This is a genomic window from Pseudoalteromonas luteoviolacea H33-S, from assembly GCF_001625695.1.
GTDB classification, from domain to species: domain Bacteria; phylum Pseudomonadota; class Gammaproteobacteria; order Enterobacterales; family Alteromonadaceae; genus Pseudoalteromonas; species Pseudoalteromonas luteoviolacea_B.
The window spans coordinates 102,179-121,807 of sequence record NZ_AUXY01000053.1; the positions used below are offsets into that span (position 1 = coordinate 102,179).

General features: G+C 39.8%; 12 protein-coding genes. 7 read left to right on the plus strand and 5 right to left on the minus strand.

Going from position 1 to position 19,629, the window contains the following annotated elements:
• Positions 1–83 precede the first annotated feature (83 nt).
• A complete protein-coding gene (locus N477_RS05390) occupies positions 84–1,154 on the plus strand; it encodes an efflux RND transporter periplasmic adaptor subunit (RefSeq protein ID WP_063360460.1) in 1,071 nt (356 codons plus the stop codon).
• Positions 1,151–4,246, plus strand: a complete 3,096-nt coding sequence (locus N477_RS05395; protein WP_063360459.1) for an efflux RND transporter permease subunit — start codon at positions 1,151–1,153, stop codon at positions 4,244–4,246. Before N477_RS05390 ends, N477_RS05395 begins: the two co-directional genes overlap by 4 nt.
• Before the next feature lie 274 nt (positions 4,247–4,520).
• Here N477_RS05395 and N477_RS25915 read toward each other — a convergent pair whose 3' ends face one another.
• From N477_RS25915 to N477_RS05420, 5 genes are all read right to left on the minus strand, one after another.
• Positions 4,521–4,697: a hypothetical protein gene (locus N477_RS25915; RefSeq protein WP_155731808.1), complete on the minus strand. Its 177-nt coding sequence runs from the start codon at positions 4,695–4,697 to the stop codon at positions 4,521–4,523.
• 188 nt (positions 4,698–4,885) lie between these two features.
• On the minus strand, positions 4,886–5,065 hold the full coding sequence (locus N477_RS05400) for a hypothetical protein (RefSeq protein WP_063360458.1): 180 nt from the start codon (positions 5,063–5,065) through the stop codon (positions 4,886–4,888).
• A 50-nt stretch (positions 5,066–5,115) separates the two neighbouring features.
• Positions 5,116–5,520: a MerR family transcriptional regulator gene (locus N477_RS05405; protein ID WP_063360457.1), complete on the minus strand. Its 405-nt coding sequence runs from the start codon at positions 5,518–5,520 to the stop codon at positions 5,116–5,118.
• A gap of 1,136 nt (positions 5,521–6,656) precedes the next feature.
• Positions 6,657–7,214, minus strand: a complete 558-nt coding sequence (locus N477_RS05415) for a heme NO-binding domain-containing protein (RefSeq protein WP_063360455.1) — start codon at positions 7,212–7,214, stop codon at positions 6,657–6,659.
• Positions 7,214–8,158 carry a sensor histidine kinase gene (locus tag N477_RS05420; RefSeq protein ID WP_063360454.1) on the minus strand — a complete coding sequence of 315 codons (945 nt, stop codon included), beginning with the start codon at positions 8,156–8,158 and terminating at the stop codon, positions 7,214–7,216. The genes N477_RS05415 and N477_RS05420 overlap by 1 nt, the downstream gene beginning before the upstream one ends.
• A gap of 418 nt (positions 8,159–8,576) precedes the next feature.
• Here N477_RS05420 and N477_RS05430 point away from each other — a divergent pair, with 418 nt between their 5' ends.
• From N477_RS05430 to N477_RS05450, 5 genes are all read left to right on the plus strand, one after another.
• The gene (locus N477_RS05430; protein ID WP_063360452.1) at positions 8,577–10,079 is read left to right on the plus strand and encodes a calcium-binding protein; all 1,503 of its coding nucleotides are present in this window, start codon (positions 8,577–8,579) and stop codon (positions 10,077–10,079) included.
• Between the two features lie 685 nt (positions 10,080–10,764).
• Positions 10,765–12,357 carry a DNA phosphorothioation-dependent restriction protein DptF gene (dptF, locus tag N477_RS05435; protein ID WP_063360451.1) on the plus strand — a complete coding sequence of 531 codons (1,593 nt, stop codon included), beginning with the start codon at positions 10,765–10,767 and terminating at the stop codon, positions 12,355–12,357.
• A gap of 3 nt (positions 12,358–12,360) precedes the next feature.
• Entirely contained in the window at positions 12,361–13,662 is a 1,302-nt protein-coding gene (gene dptG, locus N477_RS05440) for a DNA phosphorothioation-dependent restriction protein DptG (RefSeq protein WP_063360450.1), read from the plus strand.
• Positions 13,643–18,727, plus strand: a complete 5,085-nt coding sequence (dptH, locus tag N477_RS05445; protein WP_063360524.1) for a DNA phosphorothioation-dependent restriction protein DptH — start codon at positions 13,643–13,645, stop codon at positions 18,725–18,727. The genes dptG and dptH overlap by 20 nt, the downstream gene beginning before the upstream one ends.
• The gene (locus N477_RS05450) at positions 18,714–19,586 is read left to right on the plus strand and encodes a phosphorothioated DNA-binding restriction endonuclease (protein WP_063360449.1); all 873 of its coding nucleotides are present in this window, start codon (positions 18,714–18,716) and stop codon (positions 19,584–19,586) included. The genes dptH and N477_RS05450 overlap by 14 nt, the downstream gene beginning before the upstream one ends.
• Positions 19,587–19,629: the final 43 nt, after the last annotated feature.

A 19,629-nucleotide genomic window follows, 5' to 3' on the forward strand; every position in this document is an offset into this window, starting at 1 on the left:
GTTTACAAACATATGACACAATGCACTAAACTGTAGGCTGGCTCAGCAAGTATATAAAGTATAGAAATTCGCAAGGAACCATTATGAGAGTTTTATTGGGCTTAATGCTGTTAATGAATGCGCATTGGGCATGGGCAGATAACCAAGGCGCTGAGAAAAAAGGGCTGCCTGTCGCAGCCTATAGTTTGCAGCAAGCAACTGGCTTTCATCAATTTCGTCAGGTAACAGGACAAGTCGTTAAACATCAAGAAGCTGAGATAGGCTTTGAATTTAGTGGTGTTTTAGAGGCTTTGTATGCAGATCAAGGCGACACTATTAGAAAAGGGCAGATACTTGCTAAACAAGACACCCAGTTACTTGAAATTGAAAAGCTAGAGTTACTTGCCAACCTAGACAAGATCAAAGCCCAACTCACACTGGCACAGCAAGACAGCGAACGATTACTAAAGCTAAGTAAGTCGAACTACTCCGCCCAGCAGCAACTAGACCAAAACCGTTCTCAAATTGCGGTATTAAAAGCCGAAATTCAGGTACTTAATGTGAAGTTGAAAGGCATGGATGTAAGGCTAGATAAAGCGCACCTCAAGGCGCCTTTTGATGGTGTGATTGCTATGCGTGAGGTGTCGATAGGTGAGGTTGTGGGACCCGGTCAAATTGCGTTGCGAGTATTAGAGCAGAGCAATTCAGAAGTGCGCATCGGCGTGCCGCAAAATTTGTTATCAAATATACAGCCGATGATGCCTATTACGATTGGTGGTAGTGTATATCAAGCGCAAAAGCGCTCCGGCGGCACCAATTTAGATCCAATTTCAAGAACCGTACAACTGCGTTTTTCTTTACCAAGCGACGCCGTTGTTTTTTCCGGTCAGATGGCTTCTATGATCATTGCGAAAAAGCGCGAAAAATTAGGCTATTGGGTACCAATGAGTGCGCTAACCAACGGGACGCGTGGTACTTGGCAGATATATCAAATTGAGCAAGGGCATTTACAACCGACAGCGGTTGAGGTGCTACATAGCGATGGGCAATATGCGTTTATAGATGGCGACTTGGAAAATGGCACTAAGATTTTAGCCAACGGTACACATAAAGTTGCTGCAAATATAAAAGTAGATATCGTCCAGTCGGTTGCGACTCGAGGTGAGCAGCAATGATAGCATTTTTGCTCAAAAACGTTCGATTTCAGGTGTTACTCATTGCACTGCTGCTGGTATCTGGTTTCGCCGCACTAAGCAGCTTACCACGAACAGAAGATCCCCGTATTATCAATCGATTTGCCTTTGTCACGACGTATTTACCAGGCGCGTCTGCCGCCCGTGTTGAGGCCCAAGTCACAGAAAAAATTGAGCAAAAGTTAAAGCAACAGTCCGAGATTAAAAACCTAATTGCAATGTCACGCGCGGGGATCAGTGTATTAAGTATTGAACTTGAAGATGCCGTGACAGACAGCACGCCGGTGTGGTCGAGAATGCGAGACTTGCTTGCTGATGTGCAAATAGAATTGCCAGAAGAGGCTTCGTCACCTTTGCTCGAAGACGATAGGGGCTATGCCTATACCAAAATTGTTGCACTGACCATAGAGCCGGATGAAACCGAGTCTTTATCTTTGCAGCAGGCCAAACAAATCGCGGTGAATCGCTACACCAAAGAGCTGCGTAATCAACTACGAAATCAAAGCGGTGTTGAGGTGGTTCATTTATTTGGTGTGGCAAATGAGGAAGTGAGAGTCACACTTGACCCGGCTAAATTAAAATTAGCTGGCTTATCATTCGAGCAAGTAGCGCATGCGGTAAAAAATGCGGATGCGAAAGTCTCTGCGGGGATGATAAGCAATGCGCAAATTCAAATGCAGGTTGAGTTGAGTGGCGAGTTCAAGTCCATTCCACGCATTGCGTCTATTCCTATTCAAAGTGATAGTCGCTACGGACAAGTACAGTTGAGTGATATCGCTACCGTTGAGCGTATCTTGGTTGAACCGCAGCAAGAAATTGCTTGGGTGGATGGGTTGCCGGGCGCGTACTTAGGTATTCGTATGCTCCCTGATGTGCGCATTGATAAGTTTTCTGATCAGATTGATGCGTTGTTAAACGAATTTAGTAAAACATTGCCCAACAATATTCAATTGCATAGCCTGTTCGACCAAAAAGGTTACACAGAGGATAGGTTAGGCAGTTTATTAGATAACATCTTGCTCGGTTTTGTGCTGATTTTGGCAGTACTATTTGTCACACTGGGCCTCAGAGCCGCTATTATTGTTGGTATGGCGCTACCTCTGACCGTGATGTTTACTTTGGCCTGTATGAATATATATGGCCTGCCTATTCATCAGATCTCGGTAACTGGATTAGTTGTGGCGTTGGGTATTATGGTTGATAACGCCATTGTGATCACAGATGCCATACAGAGATACCGCCAGCAAGGTTTGGCTGTGATTAAAGCGGTGTCAAAAGCGGTGCACCATTTTTGGTTACCACTATTGAGCTCAACACTGACCACCATTTTGGCATTTATGCCAATTGTTCTCATGCCAGGCCCATCAGGTGAATTTGTTGGCGGTATTGCACTGAGTGTTATCTTCGCGCTGATAGGTTCTTATCTTATTTCACATACCTTGATTGCCGTATTTGCAGGTAAATATGTACAAGTTGATGCGCAAAATAGTTCAGGCTTTTTAACACAAGGGATCAGATTAAAACGGCTTAGTCAGATCTTTGAACAGTTGCTGAGCCGCTCTTTGAATAGGCCCGTGTTAACAGCCCTGTGTGTCATGGTGCTCCCAGTGATTGGTTTTATTTCTGCTGGTAAATTGACTGAGCAGTTTTTCCCGCCAGCGGATAGAGATATGTTCCATATTGAAGTTCGCTTGTCCGACAATGCCAGCATACATGCGACCAAAGCTCTGGTGAAAAGAATGGATGCGCATATTTTAAAACATGAGGGGATCGAGCGTTTAGATTGGATGGTCGGACGTAATATTCCAATTTTTTACTACAACTTGATGCAAAGAGACAAAGGCGCGCGAAACTACGCTCAGGCCATGGTCAAAGTAACAGACTTTGAGCGTGCCAACGAACTGATCCGAACCTTACAAGTTGAACTTGATCGCGCATTTCCTGAGGCACAAACCTTGGTTAGGAAGCTAGAGCAAGGCCCGCCATTCAATGCGCCGATAGAAATTAGGATATTTGGCCCAGATCTCGATAATTTGGCGGAATTAGGCCAGCGGGTTAAGCAAACCGTTATTGCACACCCTGAAGTGACACATACGCGCACGACATTGCAGTCGGGTGCTGCAAAGGTTGAGTTATTGGCCCAAGAGTCGCAACTTATTCACGCAGGTGCGCAAGCTCAACGTGTTGCTGCGCAATTGCAAGCTCAGTCTCAAGGCGTGACGGTCGCAAGTGTATTAGAAGACACTGAAACTGTACCTGTTAACTTAAGATTTGACAATCAATATCGCGATGGGCTGGATGGCCTTGCTAATGTTGAGATAATGGGCAACCAGTCTTTATTATTGTCGGCATTTGCAACAAGTCATATTGTGCCTGAACAAAGTACCATTCATCGTCGTAATGGCGAGCGTTTAAATGTGGTTGAAGCATTTTTACAAGCGGATGTACTACCCGCGAAGGTATTGAAAGATCTCCAACTTCAACTTGAAAAAGAGCAGTTTACTTTACCTGTTGGTTATCGTTTAGAGATCGGTGGTGAGTCTCAGCAGCGAGATCAAGCTGTGGGCAGTCTGCTGGGTAAAGTTGGGGTGATTTTTGTTGTACTGATTACTGTGTTGGTACTGACTTTTAATTCTTTTACAACAACAGGACTGATCCTCATCACAGCCTTTCAGTCTGCCATGTTAGGGATTTTAAGTGTGTACATCGCGGGCTTCCCATTTGGATTTACCGTGATCATCGGCTTGCTCGGTCTAATGGGGCTAGCGATTAATGCAGCTATTGTGATTTTATCTGAGCTCAGGGCCAATGAAGCAAGCAGCGTCGATGAAATTGTAACGGGTGTGATGACGTGTGCTCGACATATTACTTCAACCACCATCACAACGGTTGGCGGGTTTTTACCGTTAATCTTAGCGGGAGGGAGTTTCTGGCCACCGTTTGCCATTGCGATAGCGGGTGGAACCGTGTTAACGACCGTTTTATCGTTTTTCTTTGTGCCGAGTTGTTATTGGTTGATGCAAAAAAAGCGTACGACTTCGTTTATTGCAAAACTTAAACGTTTAACGACCTAGGTAATAAGATTAATCTTATATGGCCAGTATTTATACTGGTCATATCTCCTTGTATTTTAGAATTAAAAATTCTTCCTCCATTTTATTTGCATATTCTCTGACTAGACTTGCTGTATTCAAGTTACGACCTTGAATAATACCTTCCAAGCAAGCAGAGTCACATGGATGTGACTTTTTATAACTGTTAGTTATATTCCCTCCATGTATTCTGGTTTAAAAAATGCAGCTATTATTTTTAGCTTAAAGCTGCATCAAGGTGACTATAAAACAAAGTTTACTTTGGATTATGACATGTCTCAGCATACTGTCTGGTGTGCCATCTACAGCCAACATCTACCTTAGTTGGAGGGTAGTGTGGATAACCGCCACCTATTTGAGGTGTTAGTTTATTACTGAGTGCTTGTTCGTTTAACAAACGTTTGAGTGGTTTTTTAGAAATGACTAGCTTCATAGCTTCTTCCTTTTAAGTTTGAGTTTAATTTCACTCAAAAATTAGCAGGAAGGGGTAAGAAGATGAAATGATAAAAGCTATATAATTATCTTATAATTTTGTGATTCAAAGGCTTAGAAAGCTATTTTTTATGCCATAAAAAAGCTCAAACTATTTTTAGTTTGAGCTTTTAAATCAAAAAAAATTGATTAGTACGGGTTGTTACATGTATGTACTTGCATGTGAGTAAACCAGCGACAGCCTTTATCAAATGCTGTTGGTGGGAATGGGTGATTACCACCTGCAATATTAGGTGTTTGCATTACTGGGATAGCTTTACTGTCAGTAGAAAGTGATTTAATTGCTTTTTTATTTATTTTTAATTTCACTGCATTATTCCTTGTTGAATATATAGTTCATTATTTAAGTTATCAGAACTTTAAAGCTTGTTAAAGACCTTTGGTGCATTAAATGAATTATTTAGTAATTTGTTAAAATTGTGACAGTCAAAGTGGTTTGAATTCGGACAGTTAGCTACTTTAATGAGCTCCGCTTCAATCGCTTGTAATTGTTTGATTTTTATTGCTATATCTTTTGACTTTTGGAGCAGCATATCTCTATCTATCTCGATGCTTTTGCCATTAAAAAACGAGGCAATTTCATCCAAAGTAAACCCTGCAGTTTGGCCAAGCGCAATAATGGATAGTTGCTCGATAATATTATCTGTGTAATACCTTCTTAAGCCTTTTCTACCCGCAGGTTTGATAAGGCCTTTTGACTCATAAAACCTCAGTGCAGAGGCATTAACACCTGTTTTTTCAGTTACTTTCCCTATATCTAACATAACTAACCCTCTATTGACTGTTGCGTCTGTTTTGTTACTTTGTCACATTTGGTGCTCATTGTTAAGTATAGTTACATGGATAAGGTAACTCAGTGGTGGGTGTTTGAATAAGGTTATAAACAAACATACCTTCAAGTGAGATGCAATATAATATAAAGTAATTATATTGCGAAAAAGCGAATTGTCTGGCTCGTTTTGTATTTAATAAAAGCTAAAGAGATATAGAGAGTAACTGTTTGACGTATTCAACTGGCCCAGTGTTAATAAATTTGATTGTTTTTTATGGGTTTCAAATATCTTTGTTCATCACTTTGTTGTACTTTCTATATGAACTAAATCGTACTGGGTTTTCAAAACTCTATGATAAGTCATATGAGCTAAATAGTGACTTTGATAAGCGCTTTGTATCTTGGAGCTTAACATTTATTGTCATCGCTATTTTGCATTTTACAGATATGCCTGTGAATGATGCAATTCTTGATGCCGATATGGATCAAACACTAAGAAGGCGGCTTTTTTATTTTTTGAAAATGTGTTTTAGTTTTACCAGCATTGTATGCATTTATGTTTTTCATCACCTCCGTGGCTGCCCGTTCTCATCAACTGCCAGAAATTGTATCTACGTCATCATTCCAACGATGACCATCAATTTTGTAGAGCTTGTTTCAAGAGGGTATTTAGACGTGAATAGCTTTATTCCAATATATCGTTTTATCGGAATTTTTCACTACGTTTTTCTTATGGTTGCACTTAATGCCTTTCCAATTTACCGGGTTTTGTTATTACGAAAAGCAAATAGGGTCAAACATAAAGAACAGTTAAAAAACTCAGTACTTTAGATGTAATTAACTGCCAGTTGATCATGAAGTATCACACTTTATTCGCCTAGTTTTAGACAGTGATAGACGACTATTTTATAGCTTTAAAAGGGCTTCCCCCTGATGATAATTTGTTTATTTTCTTAATTTTGAATTAAACATCCCAAGTTGTTTGGCTAATACACTCAGCTGTCACATATCAGCAGTGAGTACATTTAATTCAGGCCTATAAATTTCAATTTTAAATGGCCGTTTATAGCCAGCCTTACTACTGAATATGAGTGTGTAAACTGACTAGTCGTTATTTAAATTTAACCGTTACAACTCAACGCCGTTAGCGTAAGTAATTAAATACTTTGCACTATTTGGGTTTTCGTGCCAATTTAGCTGTTTGGTGACGGTGATTTGTACGCCATAGTATTCTGCCATACCAGCCAATACGCCTTCGACCAGATCGAACATTCTACGTGACGAAGTATAAATAAGCTGCGCTTCAAATAAGGACAGCGTGTTGTATTGAAATTTTGGCGGCAGTGCATCTGGGTAGAGCTTTTTAAGTTCGATATGATGTAAATCATCCAATTGTTGTAATACATACGCGGGGTGTGTGTAATCGGTGAAGTGCTTAGGCAGTAACCCCGATAGTCTTGGGTAAAGCCATTTACCAAAACTGAAATGTGCTTGTGCGAGTGTAATGCCTATCTTATTGATAACGATATCAACCAGTTCAATAAGGTGCTCGTCAGGGTAATTCTCTGTTCGCACAAAAGCGGTGTTGGTATCAAATGAGCAATCTTCAAAAGCGTCGTATAACACTTCTTCACTGGCGACTTCAGTGACAAACTCTTCAAGTAACATAAAAATATGGCCTTTCATTATGCAAGCTCCGGTTTGAATGGCAGACTAATGGTAAAGCGCGTGCCTTTACCCTCTGTGCTTTCAACGGCGATTTTTCCTTTATGTTGCTGAATGATTTTATAAGAAATCGAGAGGCCCAACCCTGTGCCTTTACCGACCGGTTTGGTGGTAAAAAATGGGTCGAATATATTACGTAGATTTTGTGCTGAGATCCCCATGCCGTCATCGGCAATAGTGACGTAAACATTACGCTCATCGAAGCTGCTGATGATGTCAATTTTGCCCAGCTTCTCAATTGCTTGACCAGCATTGATCAATAAGTTTAAAAACACTTGGCACAGCTTGTTACCGCTACACACAAGCTTGGGTAATTTGCCTAGTTGAGTGTTCAATGTCGCGTGATGTTTAAAGCTGCTCTGAGCTAAATTGATGGCTTGGTCAAGGACTAGGTTAAGATCCTCCGGCACCATCTCTTCGTTGTCGATATGCGTGTAGTTACGCAGCTCAGTAACAATTGACGCAATTTTGTTGAGGCCACACAGGGATTCATCCATCAAGTCTGGGATGTCATCCTGAATAATGGCCACGTCGTAGCTGGATTTGAGCGCTAACATGGCTTGCTCGTTGGGTGCCATTTTTTCAAGGTCGTCTTGATACGCCAACAAAGTAATGAGATACATTTTAAGCGTCTCAATATTCGATTTGGCATAGCCTGTGGGGGTGTTGAGTTCATGTGCAACACCCGCAGAAAGCTGCCCCAGAGAAGCCATCTTCTCTTGTTGGATTAGTTGCACCTCTTGCTTTTTAAGCGCCTCAAGTGCTTCGCAAAGTTCTTCATTTGCTTTGTATAAGCTGCGAGCTCTGGACTCGAGTAAATCTTCAGCGTGTGCTTTGCCTGCTAGCGCACGTTGCAGCTTTTTCTCAAGTAGCGCAATGGTTTTACTTGCTTCTAATGTTGTCATGCAAATCCAATCTAGTCGTTACATTTACTAACATCAAAGCAAGAATAGCTCCAATTTAGCTATAAATAGCCATTTTGTAATTTATATGTATAAAAAACAGTGAGTAAGGAAATGCTAGCCTCAGTTTGATGGCGAATGTAAAAGCGTTTTTTGCATATTGCAAAGACCCAGAAAGGCTAAATTATTTCTCAAAATGCGAAATTTCACGATACTAAGGTGATGAGTCTCAATTTGCGAAAAGCAAAGCTGTTTTGCAAACTGGTACTAGCAAATACCGCCAAAATACATGCCGTTTGTGCCAATAAATGCTGGGAGCGACTGTCTTCACTTTTCTTACTTATTTGCTTTTTAGCTTCCTCTTGAGTAGGCAGGTAAAGGATTAAAAATGCCTCTATATCAATCATATTGAGGAAATAAAATGATGTTTAAAAAAAGTACACTCTGCGCAGCTTTGGCATTGGGTTTGTCAAATTATGCGGTGGCAGGCTGCGGCGGTTTAAGCGACGGCGCAATCGCTTACATTGACGGCGATATACTAAAAATTCATGGCACGAATAGTAGTGAAAAGTTCACACTGAGCGTGTCTGGCGACAACTTAAAAGTAACTCGAATAGTAGGTAACAGTAGCAGTTGCGATAACTTTTATTTGAGCCAAATCGACGAGGTTTATGCCGTGCTTAACAGGGGTAATGACACCTACAACGGCAAGGATGTTAATGTCATTCAAAAGGTGTATGGCGGCGATGGTAACGATCACATCACTACTGGTCGTCAGAACGACTATATTCGCGGTGGAAATAATAACGATAAGATTTTTGGGAACAGCGGCAACGACACCATTTTAGGTGACAATGGCGATGATGAAGTGGATGGCGGTTATGGTAATGACTCTATCCGCGGCGGTAGCGGCCATGACAAATTATTGGGCTCGTACAACAACGATACGATTTTAGGTGACAACGGCGGTGACCTCATCATGGGTGGTCAAGGCGAAGATAGGCTTTACGGCGGCAATGATAATGATTACATCGGCGGCGGGTGTGTGCTTGAAAACGCCAATGGCGGTGATATTTACGATGCACCGCACTGTGACCACAGTAAAGATGGTGCAGATAAGCTGTACGGCGGCAATGGCCATGATGTGCTAAGCGGCGGCAGAGGCAGCGATACCTTATATGGTGATGATGGCGACGATTACCTTGCGGGTAACGAAGGCCGTGAAGACCGCTTGCATGGTGGCGACGGCGATGATGCGTTATTTGAAGATGGCGACGGCAATTCGAACAATAAGCGCTGGCACAAAGCATGGGGTAATCACGGCGACGATATCCTTGTGACTAACGGTGAGTTTTCTGATCAAGAAGGGGGTAAAGGAAACGATGTGATCATCGCGCTTTCAACGGGGTATGATGCCAAAATTGAAGGCGGCAAAAACGGCGATTACATTTGGACTGGCGACAGTGCTCCACAAGGTTCGTGCGGTCAGGGCAATGACAAAGGTATGTTCTTACTAGATAAATGCGAAGGCACGACTTGGGTAGATGACTATCAAGGCTTGCTGTCAAAAGTGGATAAGCGCAGTAACTTTGATAACCCCTATTTTGATGCCGCTGATGCCGTGGTCGAAATGGATAACTCGCATTCAGGCTTTAAAAATGGCTGGCGTAGTTATAAAGAAAACCAAAAGCCCCATGCCTTGTACGACATAGTGTCATCATCGGTGTTTTACCGCTGGTTAGATAACCGCTCGACCACGCCTTGGTCATATTACGAGTGGAAAGTGTCTTTCAACCCTGGCAATGGCATGTATGGCACATACACCCACTGTATGGAAGACAATGTGGCTTACAACTGTGTATGGCAAATCGGCCAAAGCCAGCAATGCTACAACAAAGACGGCAATATAATTTCATGTGACTAACCGGATCTGGTAATTAGGTTATCAACCCAAGCCCACATTTGTGGGCTTTTTTGGTGGGGCGAGTGTGGCTGCTGGATTGAGTATTGAGTGTAGGAGCTATGTTAAGTACGTGGGGTTGTGTATCAACTTAGTTTTACAAAGCAAATGGATTGCGGGGCAAGCCCACAATGACGGATGTTTAGCTCGTAAGCAGATTTCAAGTTGTCCAATTTAAGTAAATATTCGCGATTCTAAATCGCCCCCGGAACTCAAACCCGCCTGTCATCTTTGAACTTAAATCTCGTCATCCTGACGAAAGTCAGGAACCATTTTATGTACACTCTAAGTGCTGACCACTCAGTTTGTTTCAAAGAATAGCTTTACAACGATGAGGCGGAGTGCTTTCAGATATAAATGTCACTCAAACCGCAAAGAAGGAACTACGTAAGATGTAATGCTTTGTAATGTATCTCGCAGTGGTTGAATGCTACTTTTAAAATTTTTTTAATTGCTTTTTAGCGTTGTGCTGCACAAGTAAATTGATTTATGGGAAGTTAAGTGCTCAAAACTTGAGCTGAAGCACTACAAATAAGTAAAAAATTCGTGTTTAATACGTTTCATATTCAGAGTTTTATATTAAATCTCTGCAAGTAAGTATTTACGTAATGCGGTTAAGGACGAACGACCGTGTGATAACAGGATTTTTATGCGCCTAAAAGAAGCCCTTAGTGTCATGTCAATGGCATCGCCTTATGCTGTGTCTACAGAACGTAGTGAAGATAAAACGAATCTTCAGCAACAAATCAAAGATTACTTATATATTAGAATGCCTATTGAAGATGCCGTAGCAAAGCGCATATCTTTTTTTGGTGCATCTGATAAAAAAATTCTCTTTCTATGTGGTAGTAGTGGTGACGGGAAGTCAGAATTATTAACTAAGGCTAAAAGTGAATTTGGTAGCCGAATTAAATTTCATTTAGATGCAACACATAGCTTTGATCCTAAAGGCTCGGCAATTCAAACTTTGGATAAAGTTTTTACAGAGTTTGAAAATGGTACGAGTCCGCTAGTTGTTGGCATTAACGCTGGCATGATGGGGAATTATGCTGAAGAAGGCGAGTCTGAGCGCATTCAAAATGCGATAGCTAGCTACTTAGAAAACAAAACTTTTAGAAGTGATGATATTTACTTTATTAATTTTGAAGATTATCCAAAATTTCTAATTCATGAAGATGGTTATGATTCCGAGTTTACGGAAAAATTACTCGAAAGAGTGACAAGCCAAGAAGGTAACTTAATACGTCAACTTTTTGAAAGTGAAATCCAAGAATACAAAAGCGCAAAGGTTAAGCGTTACTATGCTAATTATCAACTTCTCAGCCTTCCTTCAGTTCAACAAGTTGTTATCGATTTATTATTCAAAGCTAGGCTTGTAAGAGACCAGTTTTTAACAGCTAGGGCATTACTCGATTTTATACATGATCTTATCTTTGGTAAAAGTTATTTATTCGATAACTTATTTGGAGGTGGTGAAAATGAGCTGCTTAACAAAATAGAAGAGTTTGACCCATCAAATCTTCGCACTAAAGAAATCGATAGATTTATCCTTGCTAGGGATTTAGGATTACCAGACACTGAGTTCGAAGAGTTTAACAATACGCTAATAAGCAATGACATCTTTCAGTTAGACCATGCTGTACAGTATGTGCGCCTATTTTACGTATTGAAATACGAAAATTACGGCAATAATTATCATAAGCAATTTCTAGCTGACTTTTCTGAAAGTTTGATAGATTCATACATCAATACTTACCAGCTCCACAATAATTACTCGGGTGAATCGGAACAAAAAACACAACTAAAAGCGTTTTATAGAAACACCCTGATATCAGCGATTCGTTTATATATTAATCGCAATGCGCCGGGGCTTGGTAGTAAGCATTACTTATTGTCTGAAAGTGGTGGTTATCAAGTAGCAGCGCCAGCTGATTTAACAGCCGACTTAGTCGCTGTAAAACAAAACCAACATAAAAGCAGTGCATTTTTTAATGCGCGACTAAAACTAAAAGAACACCGTTTTGTGCTGCCAATCAATATCAACTTGCTCTCTTTACTCATAAATATTAATAAAGGTTACAGACCTAATAAGCACGATAAAAATTCGGTGATTCTGCTTGATGAGTTAGCTTCAGAAATTATACAAGAGGCAAAGTCAGAAAATGAATTAGTGATAATAGGCGTGGGGAAAAAGTACCAATTGATAAAAGAAGACGATGACATTTCAGTGGAAGAGGTTTAAACCGTGCCTTTATTAAAAGAATTGAAGCCCAAAAAAAAGAATAGTGCAGCCAGTTTTTACCCAGCATCAACAAATAGTACAAATAATAAATATGATTGGGAAACTGTCGTTGGTTTATTCATAAAATCGTTACATAAAATTGAGTTAGAGAAAACCATAAAAACACTGGATGACTTTAAGCTAATTTGCAAAACACATTTAGAGCAAAAGCTTGAAGGTGATGATATTTGGCCTGTTATCGAAAAAATGTATTTCGACAACGAAGAGGTTGTGAATATATCGCCGGAAATGCAGGTTTTAAAAACCCTTAACCCAGAAAGAAGCCAAGCTGGTGATGAGCGTTTAACAGCACTTTATATTAATTTAGCAATTGACCTTGAAGATTTTGAGGCACCTACCGCCCATCTAAACTTTTTAGAAAAAGAGATAAAAAAAACATTTGATACGCCGCTAGTTACAACAAACAAGGTAAAAAAAGTAAAATCTCATCAAGCTTACTTACCTTTTTTATCTGAGTTGTTTCAGCAGGATCTTAAATTTTTGGCGAAGCACCCAGAACATTTTTTATCAAATATAAAGGCATTTTTAAAACTCTATGGTTTTATATATACAGCGCAGCTATCACTCAATATAAAAGGGTGGAAATCAGAGCCAGAAGTCAAACCATGCTATTTTATTTTAGATAACGAAAAAGCCAGTAAAGAGAGAACTCAACTTCAACTACATGGGCACAAACAAGTGATTGATGCCAGCTACGCTTTATTTCCATATTTGGCGCTAACTGAAAGCTTGCAAGACTCGAAAGAACTTGTGCAGCCTTTATGGCAGTTAGCACCAAGCTTAACGCAAAGCGACACTGATAACTTAAATAGATATATTCAGGATTTTTATAACGACCGCAAGCTGACGAGTCAACTTGCCTCCGCCGAAGTACCAGAGCAAGCAATAAATATTTTGATAATCCTCTTTAAAGAGCAATTTAAAAAAGGGGCAACTCGAGAAGGTGCCTTTAGTAACTTTGTAAAAGCAACACGAGAAACGTTAATAAAACCGTTTGAAGTATCGCGAGGGCGAGCTGGTTCATTCTTTGTTTTAAACCAAGATTATTTATTACTACTAACGAATTTAGCAATTGGCGAAAAAGAACAATTAAGGCTTCATGAGTTGATCATTGAGTTTAAAAAGCGTGGCGTATTTTTTGATAAAAGTAGTGAAGAATGTTTGATCGACCTATTTGAGCGAATGGGTAATGTGGAAAGAATGAGCGACAGTGGAGATGCAGTTTATGTCAAAAAAACTATATGAGGACTTTTTAGCTGAGCACTTTTGTAATTGGGCAGAAGATGGTTTTGATGGTGAAAGTCGCTTCCAGTTTCGCTCTCCAGATAGTAAAAATAGTATTAAGTTATTTGATGCCTTAATTCGTAAAGCCAATACGCAGGTCGAGGTAATTACTGATAAAATAAGCTTATGCTTTCAAGCGCTTAAGTTTGAAGACAAAACACTTATCCCTGTTGTACATAGCGAAAGTGATAAAGGTCTAAGCGAAAACTTTATTTCACATTTACGCGATTTAATATCAAGCCAAAGTGGTAATTTAGCTAACTGCGTCTTGTTGGTAGTTCATAACTCCTACTTAGACACACTAATTAACTCAGCAAGAGACTTGGGTAAACCTGGTGAAGTTTGGCACCCATCAACCATTAAAGACTCGTTAAGTAAGCTTATCACTACAATAAACGGTACTGACAAAGTATCACAATGTTTGTTAAACCATCGCTTCAAGTTAATTGTAGAAGATGGTGCAACCATGTTTGGCTTTAGTGAATTATTTGATGCGCTTGATGATGGTATTATTCAATTTCACGAGCTTGGTTTATTTAACGACTATACGATTATTGATTGGGATGATATAAACCAAATAGATAAGCGTTTATCGCAAAATCACCAGTTGTTCCAATCTATCAGTGAAATTGTAGAAAAGTATCCGCAAGAATTGCCGGAAAAGCTCGGCGATTTAGATCTTGGCGAGAAATTTGTAAATCAATACTTTGTTAATAACGAAAAATGGTATGAAGTTGATTTAGGAGCAATTCTTAAAGAGCGTCGTGAAAACAAAGAAAACTTACTCTCGTTTGAAAAAGAAACCGTTGAAGGCTTAAACTTTCTTGCAAGAGAGAGTAAAAAAGAGCGCCACCTCATTATTGAGGTACCTGAAGATCAAACCGAATTCAAAATCGAAGCCGCTTTTGTCGGCGGTAAACTACAAAAAAATGAACTTAAGCTCCAACACACCAAAGAGTTAATCACGCTAGACGTTAATAACCGTTCTAATAAACAAACAGTTGCTGAAATGGTAGGACGCTTTAGTGGTAAACCGTTGTACTTTAGCATTGATTTTAAAAGGGAAAAGCCACAAGAAAGGTTTAAATATCGTGTGTTAGTCGTACCACAAAGCGCTTTTTACTTTGATGATTTGGCAGATAGTTTTTTGTTAGTGCCAAGAAAACAAATAATCACCTTACAAACAAACGCTGGACAGTTAAAAATTGCAGCACAAGGCACTACGAATAAAGTAACAGGACTCAATCAAGTATTCTCAGTACAAGACACTGAATGTGTGGACTTTGCTGAATTTGCGAATGAAACCGACACTCTGACTTTCGCTATTCAAAGCGGAACAAATGTGCTGAGTTTTGAAGTCGATGGTGCTGTATCGTCCGACTCTCTATACTTACCGCTAGTGCTTGATACTCATCTTTATAACCGTTTATATAATGACGATTTTAATGGTTTGTACAACAGAGCAAAGGGAAAGGTAGTCTTAGATGGTAAAGATTTAACACCAAAAGGCATGCGAAAGTCGCTTTTAAAGTGGGAGTCTGACTTACAAGACAATAGGCAACTTGCGACACAGGTTGGCAACCGCTCAGAAGTTAACTTAGTTGATATTCAAACAGCTTACCCTGCACTTTATGCTGCTTATACTAAGCTTTTTGACTACTTAGATGCACGAAAAGCTTTGTTAAGTACGTGCTCGTGGGGGGCTGAACTTTTAGCAACTGTAGCAGGTGTTGTTAATGAGTACATAGCGGCAATAGGTACAATTGAAAAAAAGAGCATCTTGTCACCCGCTGCGAACAAACTTATAAATATTGGCATTGCACAATTTAATCAGCAAGAGTTTATAACGCCCTACCACCCGCTCACATTGGCTTATTTTGCTAATCTAGTGCGCCATGCAAGTGATGAAAACGATAATAGTTTTAGTGCTTTACCAAAAGCTACACTTAAGCGGTTAAATGCAGAAGGGTTATTACCATTTGTATGGCATGAAAATGACAAATTTGCTTATAACCAAGCAGTTACTGAAAACCGTATGTGGTGTAACCTAGTGGCAAACAAAGAAGTGGGGTTAACGTACATTAGGCCACTCGTTAAGCAAAAAGTCGCTGAGTTTTCAAAAGCATTTGGTGTGTTGTTTAACCAAGGCTGTAAAGAAACCATTTACATCAACTCGATAAACAATGGTGACAATACTGCATTATTTTTAGGTTTAGTGGATTATTTAAAAAAACAAACTGCGGATGAAGCGAATCGGATTCATGTAAACCTGTACGATAAATGTGTCAAGCGCACATATTTTGATGACTTTGCGGATGCGCCAAGTTATGAAGAATTAAAAGAGATTGCACAATTAGCGAGTGAAAAAGATAAAGCAGATGCCGTTGCTGATTTGCTTAAAAACCGTATTACATATAGTAAGTTCAAACTAGATGATAATGAAGCAAAGTTTGACTATGCGCACATTAGTTTTGTTCGAAACGATACCCCTGTAACAGCAGAATCAGTTGATGTATTGACTGAAAAAACAGGTATTGCCTGTCATGGTTTACTGGCTGGTGAAACAGCCTATGATGAACACCATGCCTATTTCACAACATTTGGTTTAAAAAATATTGAAATAGACGACAACCCACCTCTTATTATCAGCAGTAAATTTAACAGTTTAGCTAAAGCTGCATGGCAAGGCTCAAAATACGGAATAGACAACGGCCTTGCATTAAAAGTCGCGGGTGAATTAACGAACTTGTTAGACCGTGTTTACGAGAATTCAGTGTGGACTGTGATCATTGACCCGAAAGTCACGCTCGACTTTTTTAAAACACAAAAAGATACTGTGTTAATCCACTACTCTGATAACTTTACTAACTCTGCTAATTACGATGCCATTACAGTCACCAAGCGACGTGACTTATACGATCAAGTGCTATCGCAAGGCACTAAAGGCTTAATTGACGAGTTCAATGCTTTTAATGGTGAATGGTTACTCAAGATGATCACCTGTAGCGATAATGAGCGTAAAGAGAAGAAAAGTATTATTGGTGCATACAAATACGTAAACTGTTTGCTGTATCAAAGTGATATTACTTGGGTACCAATGAGCGTTGCAGAGATGCTTCGTGTGGCTGGTAATATCGGTTTAAATATGAGTGACAGCGACTTTTCACGGTTCTCACAAGGCTATAAATCCGGCGCTATTTCAGATGATGTACTGTTTGTTGGCTTTAAAGACCAAGCAATGTACTTGCTACCACTAGAAGTAAAAATTGGCCAAAAACGCACTCATAGCAAAGGTATTCAGCAAGCCAAAGAATTAAAGCGTTATTTAGTTGAAAACCTGTTTGGTCGCGAAGATTTTGCAGGGCACTTATACCGTGGGTTGTTTGTACGCCAGATCCTGATGCAAATTGATAAGTTTAAATTATATAAGGTATATCCAAGAGGGTATTTTCGTAGCGTCAATAAGCGCAGAGAGTGGTGGCTACAAGGTGATTATCAAATAGCAAATATTAGCGATTACCCACAAGGCTTTATGATGGCGTTTTTTGAAAATGCCAATTACGCCAAAGAAGAGTTCAACCTAGCAGATGATATTCTGCAAATTAGCCTACCAAGCGCTAATTTAAATAAATTTATTAGTACCCCATTACAACAATTACTAGCTAATATCGAGAGCTCCACTCTGTGTTATGTTCCTGAACAATATATTTTAAAAGGCCAAATCGAAGAAGAACAAAGCATTTCAAATAATCAACTTGCTGATAAGGCGGTGGCTGAAGTAGTAACCGCTGGTGACCTTTCTTCAGAGCATGAAATAAAGTTAGCTGCTTCTGCAAATCCAGTGGCAGAGGTAGAGGTTGAGCAAGCTGTTCCGAAACCTAAAGTAGCAACAGGGTCGCTTAAGGTTTTAGTGGGGCACGACAAACAAACTGGTGAAGTAGTATATTGGGAGCCAACAAACACCGCTAAGTTTATGAATACCAACTCAGGGATTATTGGCACTATGGGTACTGGTAAAACCCAGTGTACAAAATCGGTAGTAACACAGCTTTATCGTAATCAGCATAATAATGTTGATGGTAAACCAATTGGTATTTTGATTTTTGATTACAAGTCTGATTACGTTGACGAGGCGTTTTTAAATGCAACAGATGGGAAAAAGTTTAATTTACACAAGTTACCTTACAATCCATTGAGCCTGTTTGGCGATACACCAATGTTGCCTGTACATACAGCGCGCGGTTTTTCTGAGACCATGGGTAAAGCCTTTAATTTAGGCACTAAACAGCAGCTCAAATTACGCAAGCTGATTGGTGAAGCGTATGACTTAGCAGGTATTCACAAATCAGATAAATCAACATGGCATAAAGCTGCACCAACCATGGCTGATATCTGGGCGTTATTTTTGAATAGCGAGCCAGCTGAAGATTCCTTATATGCAGCGCTTGAAAGTGTGTGTGAGCTAGAAGTATTCGAAGATAATAATACCAAGTGTTTGTCGCTCTATGATTTGGTAGATGGTATCACTGTTGTGGAGCTTGCTGGTTATCCAAGCGAAATACAAAATCTTGTAGTGGCACTGACATTAGACTTGTTCTATTCGCAAATGCAAAAGCAGGGCAAACCTGAGGTGCAGGGCGACTTTAGGCAAGTGACTAAGTTAGTGTTGGTGGACGAAGCTGATAATTTTATGTCACAAAACTTTGCCAGCCTTCGCAAAATCTTAAAAGAAGGCCGTGAATATGGTGTGGGCGTAATTCTATCTACCCAAGATATTACCCACTTTAAAACCAGTGAAAACGATTATTCCGCCTACATTTTAAGCTGGATAGTTCACCGAGTAGCACAAATTAAAAACCAAGATATTAAAGGCATTTTCAATGTGGATGATAAGTCAGAGCAAGAGCTACTGATGAAGAATATTCGTGAGCTTGAAAAACACACCAGCCTATATATCAATGGTGAAAAACAAATTAAACGTATTAAAGATAAAGCGTTTTGGGAGTTATTAAATGACGGCCAATGAGTTACGTGCAGCAGTACTTGGTGTTAAACGTTGGAGCCGTGCTGATCAGCGCGCGCCTAACAAACCTCTTATGATGGCTTATGCGCTAGCGAATTACATAAATGGCCATGGCCAAATGTTTAGTTTTGAAGATGAAGTAGAGCATCAAGTAAATGAGCTATTGAAGCGCTTTGGTCCTTCACGTAAGTCTTATCACTCTCTATATCCATTTTGGCGTTTAATTAACGATGGATTTTGGCGTTTAGATAATGCCGAAGAGTGTTTGCCACGAAAAAGTAATACCGATCCACCTAAATCTGAATTAATCAAGTATGGGGTAATGGGTGGCTTTAACGATGCAGCTTATCAGCTGCTGAAAAATGATACGCAATTAGCAATGGAGCTTTTGCACACAATTTTAAGTGACAGTTTTCCTGAAAGCATTATTCCTGAAATTACTGCGCAACTAGGTTTAGAATTCACTTTTAGGCAAGTGCAAAAGCGCGACCCAAACTTCAGGCGCGAAGTGCTTAATGCTTACAACGGTAAATGTGCAATTTGTGGGTTTGATGCGCGATTAAACGATGACCTGTTTGCTCTAGAAGCTGCGCATATTAAATGGAAGCAATTTAACGGGCCATGCACTGTAAATAATGGCCTAGCGCTGTGTTCAATTCATCATAAAGCGCTAGATAAAGGTGCAATCACCATTACCCCTGAAATGAGGGTTAAAGTATCAAATGCTGTTAATGGCAGTGGAGTGGTTGAAAAATTGATTTGGAATTATGAAAACGAGCAAATCCTATTACCGCGTCAGTCAGAATACTTGCCTTTTAGAACTTACTTTGAGTGGCACAAAGAAAATGTGTTTAATTCGTAATCTATTAAGTAGATTAATATTTAATTATTAGAATTTTAATTCT